The sequence below is a fragment of the Burkholderia sp. MSMB0856 genome (assembly GCF_001524645.2).
Taxonomy (GTDB): Bacteria; Pseudomonadota; Gammaproteobacteria; order Burkholderiales; family Burkholderiaceae; genus Burkholderia; species Burkholderia diffusa.
In genome coordinates, this window is record NZ_CP013428.1 from 1,350,508 (window position 1) to 1,366,299 (window position 15,792).

The 15,792-nt window shown below is 68.7% G+C and carries 14 protein-coding genes; 1 reads left to right on the plus strand and 13 read right to left on the minus strand.

Annotated elements, in window-relative coordinates; translation table 11 throughout:
* Genes WS87_RS23585 through WS87_RS23630 form a run of 10 tightly spaced genes read right to left on the minus strand, consistent with a single transcriptional unit; the run spans nucleotide 1 to nucleotide 9,803 of the window.
* The gene (locus WS87_RS23585) at nucleotides 1–879 is read right to left on the minus strand and encodes an SDR family oxidoreductase (protein ID WP_059537721.1); all 879 of its coding nucleotides are present in this window, start codon (nucleotides 877–879) and stop codon (nucleotides 1–3) included.
* A gap of 41 nt (nucleotides 880–920) precedes the next feature.
* On the minus strand, nucleotides 921–2,072 hold the full coding sequence (locus WS87_RS23590; protein WP_059819177.1) for an acetyl-CoA C-acetyltransferase: 1,152 nt from the start codon (nucleotides 2,070–2,072) through the stop codon (nucleotides 921–923).
* A complete protein-coding gene (locus tag WS87_RS23595) occupies nucleotides 2,072–3,139 on the minus strand; it encodes an acyl-CoA dehydrogenase family protein (RefSeq protein WP_059819178.1) in 1,068 nt (355 codons plus the stop codon). The genes WS87_RS23590 and WS87_RS23595 overlap by 1 nt, the downstream gene beginning before the upstream one ends.
* 35 nt (nucleotides 3,140–3,174) lie before the next feature.
* Nucleotides 3,175–4,344 carry an acyl-CoA dehydrogenase family protein gene (locus WS87_RS23600; protein WP_059691343.1) on the minus strand — a complete coding sequence of 390 codons (1,170 nt, stop codon included), beginning with the start codon at nucleotides 4,342–4,344 and terminating at the stop codon, nucleotides 3,175–3,177.
* Nucleotides 4,341–5,150 carry an enoyl-CoA hydratase family protein gene (locus WS87_RS23605; protein WP_059819179.1) on the minus strand — a complete coding sequence of 270 codons (810 nt, stop codon included), beginning with the start codon at nucleotides 5,148–5,150 and terminating at the stop codon, nucleotides 4,341–4,343. The genes WS87_RS23600 and WS87_RS23605 overlap by 4 nt, the downstream gene beginning before the upstream one ends.
* 25 nt (nucleotides 5,151–5,175) lie before the next feature.
* On the minus strand, nucleotides 5,176–6,264 hold the full coding sequence (locus tag WS87_RS23610; RefSeq protein ID WP_059819180.1) for an NAD(P)H-dependent flavin oxidoreductase: 1,089 nt from the start codon (nucleotides 6,262–6,264) through the stop codon (nucleotides 5,176–5,178).
* The gene (locus tag WS87_RS23615; protein WP_059691345.1) at nucleotides 6,261–7,187 is read right to left on the minus strand and encodes an enoyl-CoA hydratase; all 927 of its coding nucleotides are present in this window, start codon (nucleotides 7,185–7,187) and stop codon (nucleotides 6,261–6,263) included. Before WS87_RS23615 ends, WS87_RS23610 begins: the two co-directional genes overlap by 4 nt.
* Before the next feature lie 8 nt (nucleotides 7,188–7,195).
* Nucleotides 7,196–7,993 carry a CoA-transferase subunit beta gene (locus WS87_RS23620; RefSeq protein ID WP_059819181.1) on the minus strand — a complete coding sequence of 266 codons (798 nt, stop codon included), beginning with the start codon at nucleotides 7,991–7,993 and terminating at the stop codon, nucleotides 7,196–7,198.
* A 10-nt stretch (nucleotides 7,994–8,003) separates the two neighbouring features.
* Nucleotides 8,004–8,897, minus strand: a complete 894-nt coding sequence (locus WS87_RS23625; protein ID WP_059819182.1) for a CoA transferase subunit A — start codon at nucleotides 8,895–8,897, stop codon at nucleotides 8,004–8,006.
* Between the two features lie 9 nt (nucleotides 8,898–8,906).
* On the minus strand, nucleotides 8,907–9,803 hold the full coding sequence (locus tag WS87_RS23630) for a VOC family protein (protein WP_059819183.1): 897 nt from the start codon (nucleotides 9,801–9,803) through the stop codon (nucleotides 8,907–8,909).
* A gap of 563 nt (nucleotides 9,804–10,366) precedes the next feature.
* On the opposite strand from WS87_RS23630, the gene WS87_RS23635 reads away from it, so the two are divergent.
* A complete protein-coding gene (locus tag WS87_RS23635; protein WP_159085703.1) occupies nucleotides 10,367–11,953 on the plus strand; it encodes a hypothetical protein in 1,587 nt (528 codons plus the stop codon).
* A 10-nt stretch (nucleotides 11,954–11,963) separates the two neighbouring features.
* On the opposite strand, the gene WS87_RS23640 is transcribed toward WS87_RS23635, so the two are convergent.
* The 3 genes from WS87_RS23640 to WS87_RS23650 all read right to left on the minus strand — a co-directional run bounded on the left by WS87_RS23640 (nucleotide 11,964) and on the right by WS87_RS23650 (nucleotide 15,747).
* Nucleotides 11,964–12,587 carry a hypothetical protein gene (locus WS87_RS23640; protein WP_373557217.1) on the minus strand — a complete coding sequence of 208 codons (624 nt, stop codon included), beginning with the start codon at nucleotides 12,585–12,587 and terminating at the stop codon, nucleotides 11,964–11,966.
* 762 nt (nucleotides 12,588–13,349) lie between these two features.
* The gene (locus WS87_RS23645; protein WP_059819186.1) at nucleotides 13,350–14,123 is read right to left on the minus strand and encodes an SDR family NAD(P)-dependent oxidoreductase; all 774 of its coding nucleotides are present in this window, start codon (nucleotides 14,121–14,123) and stop codon (nucleotides 13,350–13,352) included.
* 37 nt (nucleotides 14,124–14,160) lie between these two features.
* Entirely contained in the window at nucleotides 14,161–15,747 is a 1,587-nt protein-coding gene (locus WS87_RS23650; RefSeq protein WP_059819187.1) for a FadD3 family acyl-CoA ligase, read from the minus strand.
* Nucleotides 15,748–15,792: the final 45 nt, after the last annotated feature.

The following is a 15,792-nucleotide window of genomic DNA, read 5'->3' on the forward strand; positions in this document are numbered from 1 at the left end:
TCAGCTCCCGTACACGCGCTGCGCGGGACGCGCGTCGGCAATCAGCCGCGCGACCGCCGGGCCGACCTCGGCCGGCGCCCAGCGCGCGCCGCGGTCGACGCTCGGGCCGGTGCGCCAACCTTCGGCGACCGCGATCATCCCGCCCGCGACCTCGAACACCTGGCCCGTCACGTCGGCCGACAGCGCACTACCCAGCCACACGACGAGCGGCGCGACGTTGGCCGGATCGAAATAGTCGAAGCCGCCGTCCTCGGGCTTCTTCATCATGTCGGCGAACACGCCTTCGGTCATCGACGTGCGCGCGGCCGGCGCGAGCGCGTTCACGCGCACGCCGTAGCGCTGCAGCTCGGCCGCCTGCATCAGCGTGAGCGCCGCGATGCCGGCCTTCGCCGCGCCATAGTTCGACTGACCGATCGACCCTTGCAGCCCGGCGCCGGAACTCGTGTTGACGATCCGCGCGTCGACCGCGTGACCGGCCTTCGCGGCGTCGCGCCACACGCGCGCCAGCACGCTCGACAGGCAGAAGTGGCCGCGCAGATGCACGCGCATCACGTCGTCCCAATCGGTTTCCGTCATGCTGGTGAACATCTTGTCGCGGCAGATGCCCGCGTTGTTGACCAGCACGTGCACGTCGCCGAACGCTTCGCGCGCGGCATCGACGATCCGCTGCGCGGTGTCGATCCGCGTGATGTCGTCGGCATTCGCGAGCGCGCGGCCGCCGCGTCGTGCGATCTCGTCGCACACGGCCTGCGCGGCCTCGTGACGGATGTCGTTGACGACGACCGCCGCGCCTTCGGCCGCGAACGCGAGCGCGTATTCGCGCCCGAGGCCGCCGCCCGCGCCGGTGATGATGGCGGTGCGTCCGTTACAGATTCCCATGCTTGTGCCTCCTGGATCGAGAGATCGTGAAAGTGCCGCGCTCACAGGCGCTCGATGATCGTGACGTTCGCGAGACCGCCGCCTTCGCACATCGTCTGCAATCCGTAACGACCGCCGGTGCGTTCCAGTTCGTGCAGCAGCGTCGTCATCAGCCGCGCGCCGGTCGCGCCGAGCGGGTGGCCGAGCGCGATGCCGCCGCCGTTCGGGTTGGTCTTCTCGTGCGGGAAGCGCGTGTCCGCGAGCCACGCCTGCGCGACCGACGCGAACGCCTCGTTCATCTCGACGACATCGATCCGCGACCAGTCGAGCCCGCTCTTCTTCAACGCGGCCTGGGTCGCCGGAATCGGCGCGGTGAGCATCCACAGCGGATCGTCGCCGAGCACGCTCAGGTGATGGATGCGTGCGCGCGGCGTGAGCCCGTACCGCTTCAGCGCATCCTCCGACACGATCAGCAACGCGGCGGCCGCATCGCAGGTCTGGCTCGCGACTGCGGCCGTCAGCGAGCCGCCCGGCATCAGCGGTTCGAGCGTCGCCATCCTTTCGAGCGACGTGTCGGGGCGCGGCGTTTCGTCATGCATCACGCCTTCGAGCGGCACGATTTCCCGCTTGAAATGGCCTGCCTCGATCGCCGCGACCGCGCGGCGGTGGCTTTCCAGCGCGTAGCGCTCCATCGCGTCGCGCGACAGGTTCCAGTGATCGGCGATCCGCTGCGCGGCAACGAACTGCGACACCGGCGCGTCGCCGAAGCGCGCGCGCCAGCCGGCGCTGCCCGAGAACGGATCGTTGAAGCCGAGCGGCGCTGCGCTCGTCATCGCGGACGAGATCGGGATCTGCGTCATCGTCTGCACGCCGCCCGCGACCACCACGTCCTGCACGCCGCTCATCACGGCCTGCGCGGCGAAGTGCACGGCCTGCTGCGACGAGCCGCACTGGCGATCGACCGTCACGCCCGGCACCTGCAGCGGCAGCCCGGCCGCGAGCCAGCAGGTGCGCGCGATGTTGCCGGCAAGCGGGCCGATCGTATCGACGCAGCCGAATACCACGTCGTCGTATTCGTCGGCCGGAATCGCGTTGCGCTCGACGAGCGTCTTGAGCACGAAGCCGCCGAGGTCCGCCGCATGCACGTGCGCGAGCCCGCCCTTGCGGCGGCCGGTCGGCGTGCGTAACGCGTCGACGATATAGGCTTGTTTCATCAGTGGGTTTCCTCGAAGTCGAAGGTCTGCGCGGGGCCGATCGGCAACGCGTCGCCGAGGATCGCGTCGGCCACGCGGGCCTTGTGGAATGCGTTGTCGCCCCAGCTGCCGGAGAGCGCCCAGATCCGCTTCATGAAGATCTGCAGGTCGAGCTCCCACGTGTAGCCGATCGCGCCGTGCACCTGCATCGTGTGGCGCGCGGCCAGTTGCGCGGCGGCGGTCGCCGCGAGCTTCGCGTGCGACACCAGCACCGCGCGCCGCGGGTGATCGTCGGCGATCGCCTGCGCTGCGCGCGCGACCACCGGCCGCGCGAACTCGTAGCGGATCGCGACGTCGGCGAGCAGATGCTTGAGCGCCTGGTATGAGCCGATCGCCTTGCCGAACTGCTTGCGCTGCGCGCTGTAGTCGATCGCAACGTCGAGCACGCGCTGCGTGAGGCCGAGCAGTTGCGCCGCGACCGCGAACGCGCCGTGGTCGAGCGCGCGATCGAGCAGCGGCGCGGCTTCGTCGGCGCTCGCGATGCGCGTGGCCGTCGACGGCTCCCAGTCGAGCGTGAACAGGCGCCGCGACGGGTCGACGCTGTCGACCGCGCGCCACGCGCACTGAGCGGGATCCACGCGGTGCAGCTCGCCGCGGTGCTCGCACAGCAGCGCTTGCGCGACGTGCACGTCGGCCGCATACGGGTTCACCGGATGCACGAGCGCGACACGCGCGCGTCCTTCGGCGATGTCGCGCAGCAGCGCGTCGCGCCAGTCGCTGGCAGGCAGCCGCGCGAGCACGCCGGCCGATACGAGCGCCGTGTCGAGCAACGGCTCGGGGCTGCCGAAGTAGCCGTAGGTCTGCGCGAGCAGCGCCCATTCCACTTCGGTCAGGCCGAGACCGCCGTGCGCCTCGGGCACCGACACGGCGGTCAGCCCCTGCGACGCGAACAACGACCACAGCGCGTCGGAGCGGCCCGTCGGCGTGGCCCACAGCTCGCGAATCAGTTCCGGGGTCATCTCGGTCATCAGCAGGCGCTTCACGCTGTCCGCGAGCGCCTCCTGGTCTTCATCGAATACGAAATCCATACGATGTCCGTTCAGTGAGGTTGGCGCCGGCGCGCTTACGCGCGCGGCATGCCGAGCATCCGTTCGGCGACGATGTTGCGCTGGATCTCGTTGGTGCCCGCGTAGATCGGGCCGGCCTGCGCGAACAGGAAGCCGTCGAGCCAGTGGCCGAGCGTCGCGTGCTGCGCGGCCGTCTGCGGGACGACCTCGCCGTGCGCGCCGAGAATGTCGAGCGCGGTCTGGTGCATCCGCAGGTCGAGTTCCGACCAGAACACCTTGTTGGTGCTCGACTCCGCGCCGATATGGCCGCCCTTCAGCAGCCGGCTCGCGGTCGCGTAGGTCGACAGCGCGTATGCCTGCGCGTCCATCCATGCGGCGACCACGCGTTCGCGCAGCGTCGGGTCGCGATCCGCGCTGTCGCGGTGCGCGAGATACAGGTCGCGCAGCGCCTGCGCGGTGCGCTGGAAACGGGCGGGCGATCGCAGCATCAACCCGCGCTCGAAGCCGGCCGTCGCCATCGCGACCTGCCAGCCCGCGCCTTCGGCCGCGAGGCGGTTCTCGACCGGCACGCGCACGTCGTCGAAGAAGATTTCCGCGAAGCCCGTCTGCCCGTTCAGCTGGCGGATCGGGCGCACGGTGATGCCCGGCGTCGACAGCGGCACCATCAGGAACGTGAGCCCGTGGTGACGCGACGATTCGGGATCGCTGCGGAACAGCCCGAACAGCCAGTCGGCCCACACCGCGCGGGTCGACCAGATCTTCTGGCCGTTGAGCACGTATTCGTCGCCGATGCGGATCGCCGTCGTGCGGATCGCGGCCATGTCCGAGCCCGCGTTCGGCTCCGACCAGCCCTGCGCCCACACGTGCTCGCCCGCCGCCATCGCCGGCAGGAAGCGCGCCTTCTGCTCCGCCGTGCCGAAATCCATCAGCGTCGGGCCGAGCAGGAAGATGCCGTTCTGGTTCACGCGCATCGGTGCGTCGGCGCGCCAGTACTCTTCCTCGAAGATCAGCCACTCGATCAGGTCGCAACCGCGCCCGCCCAGCTCGCGCGGCCACGTGACCATGCTCCAGCGGCCCGAATGCAGCGTGCGCTCCCATTCGCGGTGCGCGATGAAGCCTTCCTCGGTGTCGAAACTCGGCAGCCGCTCGCGCGGCACGTGCGCGGCGAGCCATTCGCGGATTTCCGCGCGGAACGCCTGCTGTTGCGGCGTATAGGTCAGGTTCATGCGCCAGCCTCCTCGACGCTGGTCCGTGCGTCGAAATGCGCGTCGCGCTTCTCGACGAACGCGGCACGCGCCTCCGTCGAGTCGTTGGTCATGTACGCCTGCAGCGTGAAGCCCTGCTCCCAGCGGTACTTGTCCTCGAGATCGCCGTCCTCGACGCCGTTCAGCGCCTCCTTCGCGAGCCGCACCATCGCCGGGCTCTTTTCCGCGATCTTGCGGGCGATCGCGAGCGCCGCGTCGCGCAGCGCATCGCGCGCGACGACTTGCTCGACCGCGCCGAGGCGGTACGCTTCGGCCGCGTCGATCATCTCGCCGGTGAAGTACATCGCGCGGACTTTCTGCACACCGAACAGTCGTTGCAGATGTGCGCCGCCGCCCATCGCGCCACGGTCGATCTCCGGCACGCCGAAGCGCGCGCAGTCGGCCGCGACGACGATATCCGCCGCGCCGCAGATGCCGATCCCGCCGCCGAGCACGAAGCCGTGCACGGCCGCGATCACCGGCTTCGGGTTGCGGTGCACCGCGCGGAACGTCTCGTAGTTGCCCGCGTTGACCGACACGATCCGTTCCGGATGCGCGGCCAGCTCCTTGATGTCGACGCCCGCGCAGAAGCCGCGGCCTTCGCCGCGCACGACGATCACGCGCACGTCGTCGTCCTCGCCGAGCGCGTCGAGCGCCCGCGCGAGCGCGTGCCAGCCTTGCGCATCGAGTGCGTTCACGGGCGGATGGGCGATCACCAGTTCGGCGATGCCGTCGGCGCGCTCGATCCGGAACGGCATCGCGCCGCCCGGTTGTTTGGATGTAGTCATCTCCACTGCCTCCCTGTGATGTCTTTCAAGCCGCGTGGGCCGCCGCCGCGCCTCGCAACGCGGCCAGCGCGTCGAGCCGGTCGCCGGCCTCCGCGACGATCCGCGCGATCAGCGCGTCGCACGATTCGATCGCGCCGATCATCGCGGCTGCCTGGCCGCTGGGCAGCACGCCCTCGTCCGGCCGCCCCTCGACGATCGCGCGCTGAATCAGGAACGGCGCGTTCGCGGCCATCAGCGTCTGGCTCGCCGTGTAGTCGTGCGAGCGCAGCGCCTTGATCGCGAGGCCCAGCATGTCGGTCGTGCGCAACCCGTTCTGACGGCGCCACGCTTCGGCCGTCTTCAGCGCGAACAGCGTGCGGCGCAGCGGGCCGAAGCGTTCGAGCTTCAGCAGATACGGGTTGTCGATCATGCGTTGCGGCAGCCCGTCGAGCGCGTCCGACACGCGGATCCGCGCCGGATCGCCCACCGCGACGTAGCGCTCGAGCGTCGCGCGCGGCACCGGCGATTCGGCGCTCATCAGGAAGCGCGTGCCCATCGCGATGCCGGCCGCGCCGTACGCGAGCGCGGCAGCCAGCCCGCGCCCGTCGAAGAACCCGCCGGCCGCGACGACCGGCACCCGCACCGCGTCGAGCACCTTCGGCAACAGCAGCGTGGTCGGCACCGAGCCCGTATGGCCGCCGCCTTCCGCGCCCTGCACCGTCACGATGTCCGCGCCGAGCTCGACCGCCTTCGCCGCGTGCTTCGGCGCGCCGACGGTCGGCATGCAGACGATGCCGGCGTCCTTGAAGCGGCGGATCGTCTTCGCATCCGGCCCGCGCCCGTAACTGACCGCGCGCAGCCGATGCTCGATCGCGAGATCGACCACCTGCGCGGCGTTCTTCTGAAACATGTGGAAGTTGATGCCGAACGGCTTGTCGGTCAGCGCCTTCACCTTCAGGATCTCGGCCTCGACCTGCTCCGGTTCGAGCGTCGCGCCGGCCAGGAAGCCGAAGCCGCCGGCGTTGGCGGTGGCCGCGACGAGCCGCGCGTCGGCCACCCAGCCCATCGCGGTCTGCACGATCGGGTAGCGGCAGCCGAGCAGGTCGCACAACGGGGTATGCAGTGGCGTGCTCATGCGGCGGCTCCGTTGACGGCGGCCGCTGCCGCATCGGTCCGCCCTTCGCCTTCCGCCTGCTCCGGCCTGCGCTGCGAGCTGGCCATCTTGCGCGCGTCGTAGCCGCCGAGGCGGTCGCCGCTGACGAGCTCGTTGTGCGCATGCGCGAAGTGATGCCATGCGAAGGCCGCGTCCATCGCCGCGCGTTTGCCCTGCAGTTCCTCGACGTGGTTCAGTGCCTGCTTGGTCAGCGCGAGGCCGAGCCGCGGCATCGTCGCGATCTTCGCGGCGATCGCGTAGGTCGCGTCGCGCAGCCGCTCGCGCGGCACGACGCGGTTGACCATGCCCATCTGATACGCGCGCTCGGCCGGCATCCGTTCGCCGAGGAACAGGAACTCCTTCGCGATGCGCGGGTTCAGCTCGTACGCATGCGCGAAATACTCGACGCCCGGAATGCCCATCCGCACGACCGGATCCGCGAAGAACGCGTCCTCCGACGCGACGATCAGGTCGCATACCCATGCGAGCATCAGCCCACCCGCGATGCATGCGCCGTGCACCATCGCGATGGTCGGCTTCGGCAGGTCGCGCCAGCGCCGGCACATCCCGAGGTACACCTCCTGTTCGCGCGCATAGAGGAATTCGCCGCCCTCCTTGTCGACGTGGTCGTACCACAGCGACGCACGATCGAACGACTCGTGAATGTCGCGGCCTGGCGTGCCGATGTCATGGCCCGCCGAGAAATGCTTGCCGGCGCCCGCGAGCACGATCGCCTTCACCGCGTCGTCGTGCGACGCGCGCCGGAACGCCGCGTCGAGCGCATACGTCATCTTCGAGTTCTGCGCGTTGTGATACTCGGGACGGTTCATCGTGATCGTCGCGATGCCGTCCTCGACCGCGTAGTCGACGACACCGTCGCCGAACGTCATCTGGGTCGCTTCCATGTCGGACCTCATCCGCGGCGCGGCGCCGGATTGTTGCGCACGATCGTCGCGCGCAGGTTGTGAGGGTCGAGCGCACGCACGATGCGCAGGTCTTCCGCGCTCGGCGCGGCCGTCGTGCCGAGTTCCGGTGCGGCAACCAGCGGGAAGCCGGTCGCATCCTGCACCTCGTCGAAGCTCACACCCGGATGCAGCGAACGCACGCGAATCGCATGGTCGGGGCCGCCGAAATCCATCACGCACAGGTCGGTGACGATGCTGCGCAGGTCGACGAAGGTCTTCATGCCGGGCAGCCGGCGCGCCGGGTTGTAGCCGACCGTGCAGACCATGTCGACTTCGCCTTCGACGAACGTGCGCTTGCCGTGGCCGCTGACGAAGAACGAATTCGCGTGATTCGTCGAGTTGCCGGGGAAACCGCGCGCACCGAGCAGCTGCGTCTTCGGGCGCGCGTAGTCGTCGCCGAGCCACGAGATGTTCGCCTGGCCGAAGCGGTCGATCTGCGTCGGCATCACCAGCGCGTGGCGGCGGCCGTGCCACAGGCAGTCGAACACGCGTTCGTAGGTCATCCAGCCGCTCGCCTTCACGCGATAGCCGTCGGGACGGGGGCCGAGCGGGACCGGCTCTTCGACGAGATACGCCTCGCCGTCGGTCAGCATCAGCCCGTTGTTGTAGACGAGCCGCGCGAGGCCGGCCGCGAGCCGCGGGCCCGTGCCGATGCCGGTCGCCAGCACTTCGCCGTCGTCGCGCCAGAGTCGCGCGGACGCGACGATCATCAGTTCCGCAAGGGAATGGTCGAGAGATTCGCTCACAGGCGCTCCTTTACAGAATCGGCAACGGCAGCGTCGTCACATGCGGCAGGCCGCCGACGCCTTCGAGATACTGGCGTTCGTCCTGGCCGACCACGTCGCGCAGGTACGCCGCCGTCTTCGCATCGTCTTCCGCGCTCGCGCAGTACGCGCGCAGGTGCGGCAGGTCCCAGCCGTAGGCCGGCCCGCACGACGTCGGGTGCGCGCCGCCCGGCGCAGGCACGACGCCGGTGACGAGCGAGCGCTCGAACGGGTTGCGTTTCGCGGCGTCGAGGTCTTCGGTCGCGAGCGACGCGTCGACCGTTTCCGCCGACACGTAGCAGCGCCGCGCGGCGCGCGCCATCCATGCGTCGAAGAACGGATCGGGGCCGTCGATGCGCGTGTTGCCCATCCGGTCGGCCGCGTTCACGTGCAGCAGCGCGACGTCGAGCTCGAGCGCCGGCATCGCGAGCAGCGTCTCGCCGTCGTCGTACGGCGACCTGACCGTGCGCAGCTCCGGCGCGTGATCGAGCAGCGCGGTGCCGAGCCCGGCGCGGGTCGGCAGGAACGGCAGGCGCGCGGCGGCCGCGCGCAGGCCGAGCTGCAGCATCCCTTCGTCGAGTTCGAGCACGTCGACGCGGCCCTGTTCGCGGGCGCGGCGGAAATGCGGTTCGAGCGGGATCACGTCCAGCGACACGAAGCCGAACACCACCTTGCGCACCTTGCCCGACGCGCACAGCAGGCCGACGTCGGCGCCGCCGTAGGCGACGACCGTCAGGTCCTTCAGGTTCGAGCGCGCGATCTCGCGCACCAGCGCCATCGGCTTGCGCCGCGGCCCCCATCCGCCGATGCCGATCGTCATGCCGTCGGCGAGTTGCGCGACCACGTCGCGCGCGGACATCGTCTTGTCGAGAGGTTTCATCGTCATCGTGCTGGCTTACCGGTATCCGATGCTGAAATCGTGGCCCCACTGGCTCACCTTGGTGGCCTCGAACACCGCATGCTTAGACCAGTCGACCGTGAGGCCGCCGAAGCCGTATTCGAGATCGAAGCCGCCGGGGGTCTTCATGTAGAACGAGATCATCTGGTCGTTGCAGTGCCGGCCGAGCGTCGCCGACATCTTCACGTCGTGCGCGGCGACCCGATCGAGCGCGCGGCCGACTTCGTCCATCGAGTCGACTTCGGCCATCACGTGCACGCAACCCGACGGCACGGCCATCTCGAACAGCGCGAGGCTGTGATGGCGCGCGTTGCGGCAGTGCATGAAGTGAATGCGCTTCTCGGGTTCGGCGGGGTCCTGCGTGAACTTCACGCGGTAGATGTCGGACAGTTCGAAGCCGAGCACGCCGCGCACGAATGCGTCGGTCGCGTCGAACTGCGGCGCGGGCAGCACCGCGTGGCCGAGCCCCATGTCGCCGGTGACGAAGCGCGCGACGCCGAGCGGCGACACGAAGCGGCGGAAATCGCAGCGCGCGCCCCAGTACAGCTCGTGACGATTGCCGGACGGGTCGGTGCACCACGCCATGGCCTGCACGCGGCGCAGCGCGGCTTCGTCACGCGTGGCGCGCACGGTTTCGACGCCCGCACGTTGCAACGCCGTGAGCGCGGCGTCGAACGCGGCGCCGTCGGGCAGCTCCCAGCCCGACGCGAAATAGCGGTCGGTCGCGCCGGGGACGATCACGTAGCGGAAATCGCGCTCGTCCATCTTCAGGTACAGCGCGCCGTCGGGTGCGTCGAGCGCCTGCATGCCCAGCACGTCTTCCGCGTAGCGGCGCCACGCATCGACGCAGGTCGCCTCGACGACGACGTAGCCGAGCGCACGGACATCGATCATGTCGGCCTCCTCCAGGTTCAGATTCCGTTGTTCGTGAAAGGATTCTGGCCGGTCGGGGATGGCGTCACATCGTCTGTTGGGACGAGAGCCGGCGGGGAGCGGGAGCGTGGCGCGGCGGGTACGCACAGCGAAACGATGCCGCGTTGCTGCGGCGCCGCAAACGACGTCGGTAACGCGTGGCCGCAACGACGCGTGGGCATCGGCGACAACGCCGACAACATGCGTTCGGCTCAGCCGGAATAACCGGTCCGGCGGATTATCTTTCTTACGGTCTAAACGTCAGGAATGCCTGAAAAAATCGGCCGGAATGCTTATTTCTTCTGCGTAGAAATCAACCATTTACCCGCTCACCGGGAATCGTCGTCGATAACCCGGCGTCATGGCGTCTGCCCTGTCGGGACAAGCGCCCCGGCCTTCCGCCGGTTTTCTGGAATCGCACTGCGAAGCGTCGAGACAAACTTCGACACGCGCATCATGGACTTCGATCCTTGTAACGGGTATGTTACGCAGGCGGCGTTTAATGTCTTTCATAAATATCAATAACGGCCTACGAGGATGACAAATTGAAAACTACAAAAAACCCGCTTTCGCTGTCCGACCTGTACGAGGCATCGGCGGCGATGAACCGGCGCGACTTCATTCGCCTCGGCGCGTATGCAGCCGTATCGATGCTGGCCGCATGCGGCGGCGGCGGATCCGACGCACCGCCGCCGGACCCGCACCCTGACGGCGTCTCGCTGACGCTCGCCGTGCAGCAGCCCGCCTCCGGCACCGCCGCGCTCGATGCCCACTTCGCGAGCCTCAGCTTCGAGAAAGCCGACATCAACAACAACTACTTCCGCGGAGACAACACGAACCTGATCGGGCTGCTCAACGCGCTCGGCGGCGGCGTGCTGCGCATCGGCGGAAACAGCGTCGACCGCATGACGTGGGCGCCCAACGGGCCGGGGCAGATCCGCGGGCAGGTGTCGCGTGTCGACGTGGCGCGATTCGTCGCGTGCCTCAAGCAATGTCCCGCATGGAAAGTGATCTACGGGATCAATTTCGCCGGTGCGCGCGGCTCGGTGGCATCGCCGGCGCAAGCGGCCGACGAAGCGCTGTATGTGTCGCAGCAGCTCGGCGGACAGTTGCTCGCGTTCGAGATCGGCAACGAGCCCGATCAATACGGCGACAGCAGGACGCCGAACCTGGCCGGAATCACCTACGGCATCTTCCTGAACGGCGGCACGGTCGCCCAGGGCACGATCGCGGGATGGAACCAGTTCGCGCAGGCGATCGCGGGCGCCGTCAGCGGCGCCGTGTTCAGCGGGCCGGCCGCCGCCAGCGACACGCCGGGCTGGGCGGAGTCGTTCGCGGCGAGCCAGGGCAGGAACATCGCACTGCTGACCGAGCACTACTACATCAGCAACTACAACGAAAACGCGCCCTCGATCGCCGGGATGCTCGCCTACCCCGATGCGAATCTCGTCACGGCCCTGCAAAACATGCGGTCCGCCGCGCAGAAGGCCGGCGTGCCGTTCCGGATGGACGAGACCAATTCGTATTTCAACAGCACGAAGCCGGCCGGCGTCAGCAACGTGTTCGCGAGCGCGCTGTGGGCGATCGATTTCATCTTCACGCATGCGCAGTACGGCGCGAGCGGCCTGAATTTCCACAACAACGGATCGGTCGCGAGCTATACCGCGATCGCCGATTCGCAAGGCGAAGTCACGGCCGTGCAGCCGCTCTATTACGCGCTGCTGTTCTTTTCGCAAATCTTCGCGGGCGGCGGCGCAGGTGAATTCCTGAATACGACGCTGAGCGCGAGCACGGCGGCCGTGAGCGCATTCGCGGTCGCGACCAGTCAGGGCGCCACCTACGTCATCATCAACAACAAGGATACGGTCAGCACCGCAAACGTTACCGTCACGCTCGGTTCGCAGGCGTCGCGCGCGACGGTGATGACGCTCGCTTCGTCAGGTGACGCAACGGGCGCCCAGCTCGCCAATCCGGGCATTTACAACGGCGGGACACCGATCACGTTCGGCGGGCAGGCGGTCGCGCTGAATGGCGCATGGAACGGCACGCCGCAGCAGACGCTTGCCGTGGCGAATCGGCAGGTGACCGTGAAGGTGGCACCGGTGAGCGCCGCGCTGATTCGCATCCAGTAGCACGTCCGGCTCAGAACCGGTACGAGATCCCGATCTGCAGCACCGGATACCAGCGATACCGCGACATCATCCGGTTCAGTTCGTCGAGGCCGCTGGAGGCCAGGACCTGGCTCTTCTGCGGTCCGGCCGCGGCGGCGAGTTCCGGCGACAGCGTGTACGAGCAGCGCGGGATTCCGTATGCGACGCCGATGTCGGCGACGAAGCCGAGCCCTTTCGACGCCGGCCGATGCCCGTAACCGATCCCGACATACGGCATCACGGTCGGATAGCGCGCCTCCGCGACCGCGTACATCCCGGGCAGCGCCGGGTAGCGCTTGCCGGCGAACACGTAGGTGCCGTTGGTCGGCACCGACACGCCGCGGATTTCGTCGTCGTTGAAGCGCAGTCCGATCGTCGCGCGAAAGCCGCTGCCGCGCCATGGAAAGATGTCCGCATACAGGCCGCCTTGCCGCAGCTTGATGTCGTCCTGATAGCGATTGCCGGCCACGGTGAAGTCATGCGTCAGATTGATCGCATTGAAATCCGCGTGTGCGCCCAGCACCGAGTTGAAGCTCACGGCCGCGCCGATGCCGACGCCTTGCGTGCCGCCCTGCAGGTAGATTTCCTGCGCGTGCGCGCCAGCCGCGAACACCATCACCAGCGCTGCCCATTGGTTCACTGTCGTTTTCACGGGCGTCTCCCCGACATGTGCCGGGCGAGCCGACCCGCCGCGTGCAGCGCATGCCGCCACGCGCAGCGGGTCCCCCGGCACGACATCTTGCAAGCAAGCTTGCTGTTTGACGGATCGCACGTGCGGTGTCCGTTCGTGTCGCCGATACGACGCATCGCGCGTCCGACACGACCGGCCGCCATCCCGCGGCGCGATCCGATCCCCGATATTTCGATGTCGTTGCGTGCCGCTCCCGCGATTCGTGGTTGCCATCGATCGCGGTTATGTCGAGCAGCCCCGGCCTAACCGCAAGGGATGTGCCATGCGGCGCGGATCGGCGCGGGGCAAGCGTCGCGGCCTGACGTGCGGGGTTACGCGGGAGGGAATCGACGGAAATGTTTCAGGAACGCATCTGTTTTTGGGGCTTCGGCGTCGTGCCCGATGTCGGGAGGCAGCGCATCTGGCAGAGCGAAGCGCGCCGTGCAAGCGTGCGCGGCGGTCGGCAGACGCGAAGTCGCGACGGCCGGCAAGCGCGTGTGTCGCCACGCCCGGAAGAAAATGTTTCATCGACGTGACTTCGCGCCAGCCGTGCGTGGTCTGGGATGCGAGATCGTGCGGTGCGGGTCAGGGTGAATACCGAGGACGGTGCGTGCGCAACCAGTCGCTGGTGAGATGGCCGGTCATGCGCGTCGATGCATGCAATGTGGGCCGACGATCCCGCTCGCCCGAGCGGGCCCCATGCATCCGCTACAACCCGTATCCACCGGACACATTCAACTGCTGCCCCGTGATGTAATTCGCGTGGTCCGACGCGAGAAACACCGCCGCGCGGCCGATATCGTGCGCCTTCCCCCAGCGCTTGAGCGCGAGCATGTTCTGCGTCTCGTCGATCCACGCCTGGTCGAACTGTCCTTGTTCGAGCAGCACCGGAAACATCCCGGCCTCGATCACGCCGACCAGAATCGAATTCGCGCGGATCTCGTGACGGCCCTCCTCGCGCGCGAGCCCCCTCACGAGCGCCTCGTTCGCCGCCTTCGGCGCGACCGACAATCCATCCCGATCCGGCCAGCGCAGATGCCCGGCCGAGCCGAGCGTCACGAACGACCCGCCGCCCGACGCGCGCAAATGCGGCAACACGGCCTTCGCCGCATTGAAGAAGCCAACCGTCTCGACCTCGATCGCGCGCCGCCAGTCGTCGTGCGTCATGTCGCCGATATGGCGCTGGTTCACGAACGGGCCGGCCGCCCACACGATCGTATGCACGCGACTGTGCGCGTCGATCGCGGCCGCAAGCGCCGCATCGATCTGCGCGGGATCGGTCACGTCCACGCGATGCGTGGTGGCCGCGACACCCGTGCCGCGCAGATCGCGCGCGACACGCTCGGCCACGTCGGCCTTGCTGCGATAACCGAGCGCGACCGGCACGCCCGCGCACGCGAATTCGCGCGCGACGCCCTGCCCGATCCCGCCGCTGCCGCCGAACACGAGCACCGCGCCCTGCGGAAATCCGTTGTCGTTCATGCGTTCATCCCGTTGGTGACGTATCGCGCGCCGGCGGTCAGGCCGCCGCTTCGGTGCCCGCGCGCAGCCGGTACTTCAGCACCTTGCCGGCCGCGCTCGTCGGCAGTTGCTCGACGAACGTGAAATGCCGCGGCACCTTGTAGTTCGCCATGTTGCTGCGCGCCCAGTCGTTCAGCGCGGTGGCGTCGGTGTGCGCGCCGGGACGCAGCACGACATATGCATGCCCGACTTCGCCGAGCCGCGTATCGGGCACGCCGACCAGCGCAACCTGCGCGATCGCCGGGTGCGCGGCCAGCAGCCGCTCGATCTCGGCCGGATAGCAGTTGAAGCCGCCGACGATGAACATGTCCTTGATCCGGTCGGTGATCTTCAGGTTGCCGTTCGCGTCGACGCAGCCGAGGTCGCCGGTATGCAGCCAGCCGTCCGCGTCGACGGTTTCGCGGGTCGCGTCCGGCTGGTTGAAATAGCCGCGCATCACGTTGTAGCCGCGCACCCAGATCTCGCCGGTCTCGTCCGGCCCGAGCGCCGCGCCGTCCTGCCCCGCGATGCGTAGCTCGACGCCCGGCATCGGCCGGCCCGATGTAAAGGCGACCGTCTCCGCGTCGTCGCCATGACGGCACAGCGTCGCGAACCCGCACGATTCGGTCAGCCCGTAGCCGGTCAGCACGGTCTCGAAGCCGAGCTCCGCGCGCATCCGCTCGATCAGGCTCGGCGCGATCGCGGCCGCGCCCGTCACCGCGATCCGCAGCGACGACAGGTCGCGCGTCGCACGATCGGGCGCGTCGAGCAGCGCGTAATACAGCGTCGGCGGGCCGGGCAGCACCGACACGCGTTCGTCGGCGATGCGCCGCAAGACGTCGGCGGGCTGGAACACGAGATGCGGCAGCACGGTCGCACCGCTCGACAGTGCGGCGAGCCAGCCCGCCTTGTAACCGAACGTATGGAAAAACGGATTGACGATCAGGTAGCGGTCGTCCTGGCGCACGCCGGTGATCGCGGCCCACGCCTGTGCGGCCCGCAGGTTCTGGCCGTGCGCGGTCATCACGCCCTTCGGGCGGCCGGTCGTGCCGGACGTGAACATCAGGTCCATCACGGTATCCGGTGTCACCTGCGCCTCCCGCTCGTGCACGGCGGCGAGCGGCACCGCCGCGCCGCGCGCGAGGAACGCGTTCCAGGTTTCGTCGCGCGCGCCGGACGGCGGTTCGCCGTCGAACACGACGACGCGTTCGAGCGTCGCGGGCCGATGCGGCGCGAGCATCGCCGGATAGGATTCGCCGAGGAAGGTGCCGCAGCAGAACAGCAGCCGCGCGCCGCCGTCATGCAGGATGCCGCCCACCTCCATGCCCTTCATCCGTGTGTTGACCGGCACGAGAATCGCGCCGACGGTATGGATCGCCAGCGCAGCGACGATCCATTGCGGCAGGTTCGGCGCCCATACGGCGATCCGGTCGCCCGCGTCGATGCCGCTCGCGAGCAGCGCGCGCGCCGCCTCGAGACGCGCCGCGTCGAGTTCCGCATACGTCAGCCGGCCGTGCTCCGACTCGATCGCCGGATGCGCGCCGTGGCGCGCGGCAGCCCGCGCGATCAGCGCGGGCGTGGTGAGGATTTCATTGTCCATCGTCATAGGCATCGCAACAGGATTGCCGCGCGCGCCGCCGGCGCGCCACGG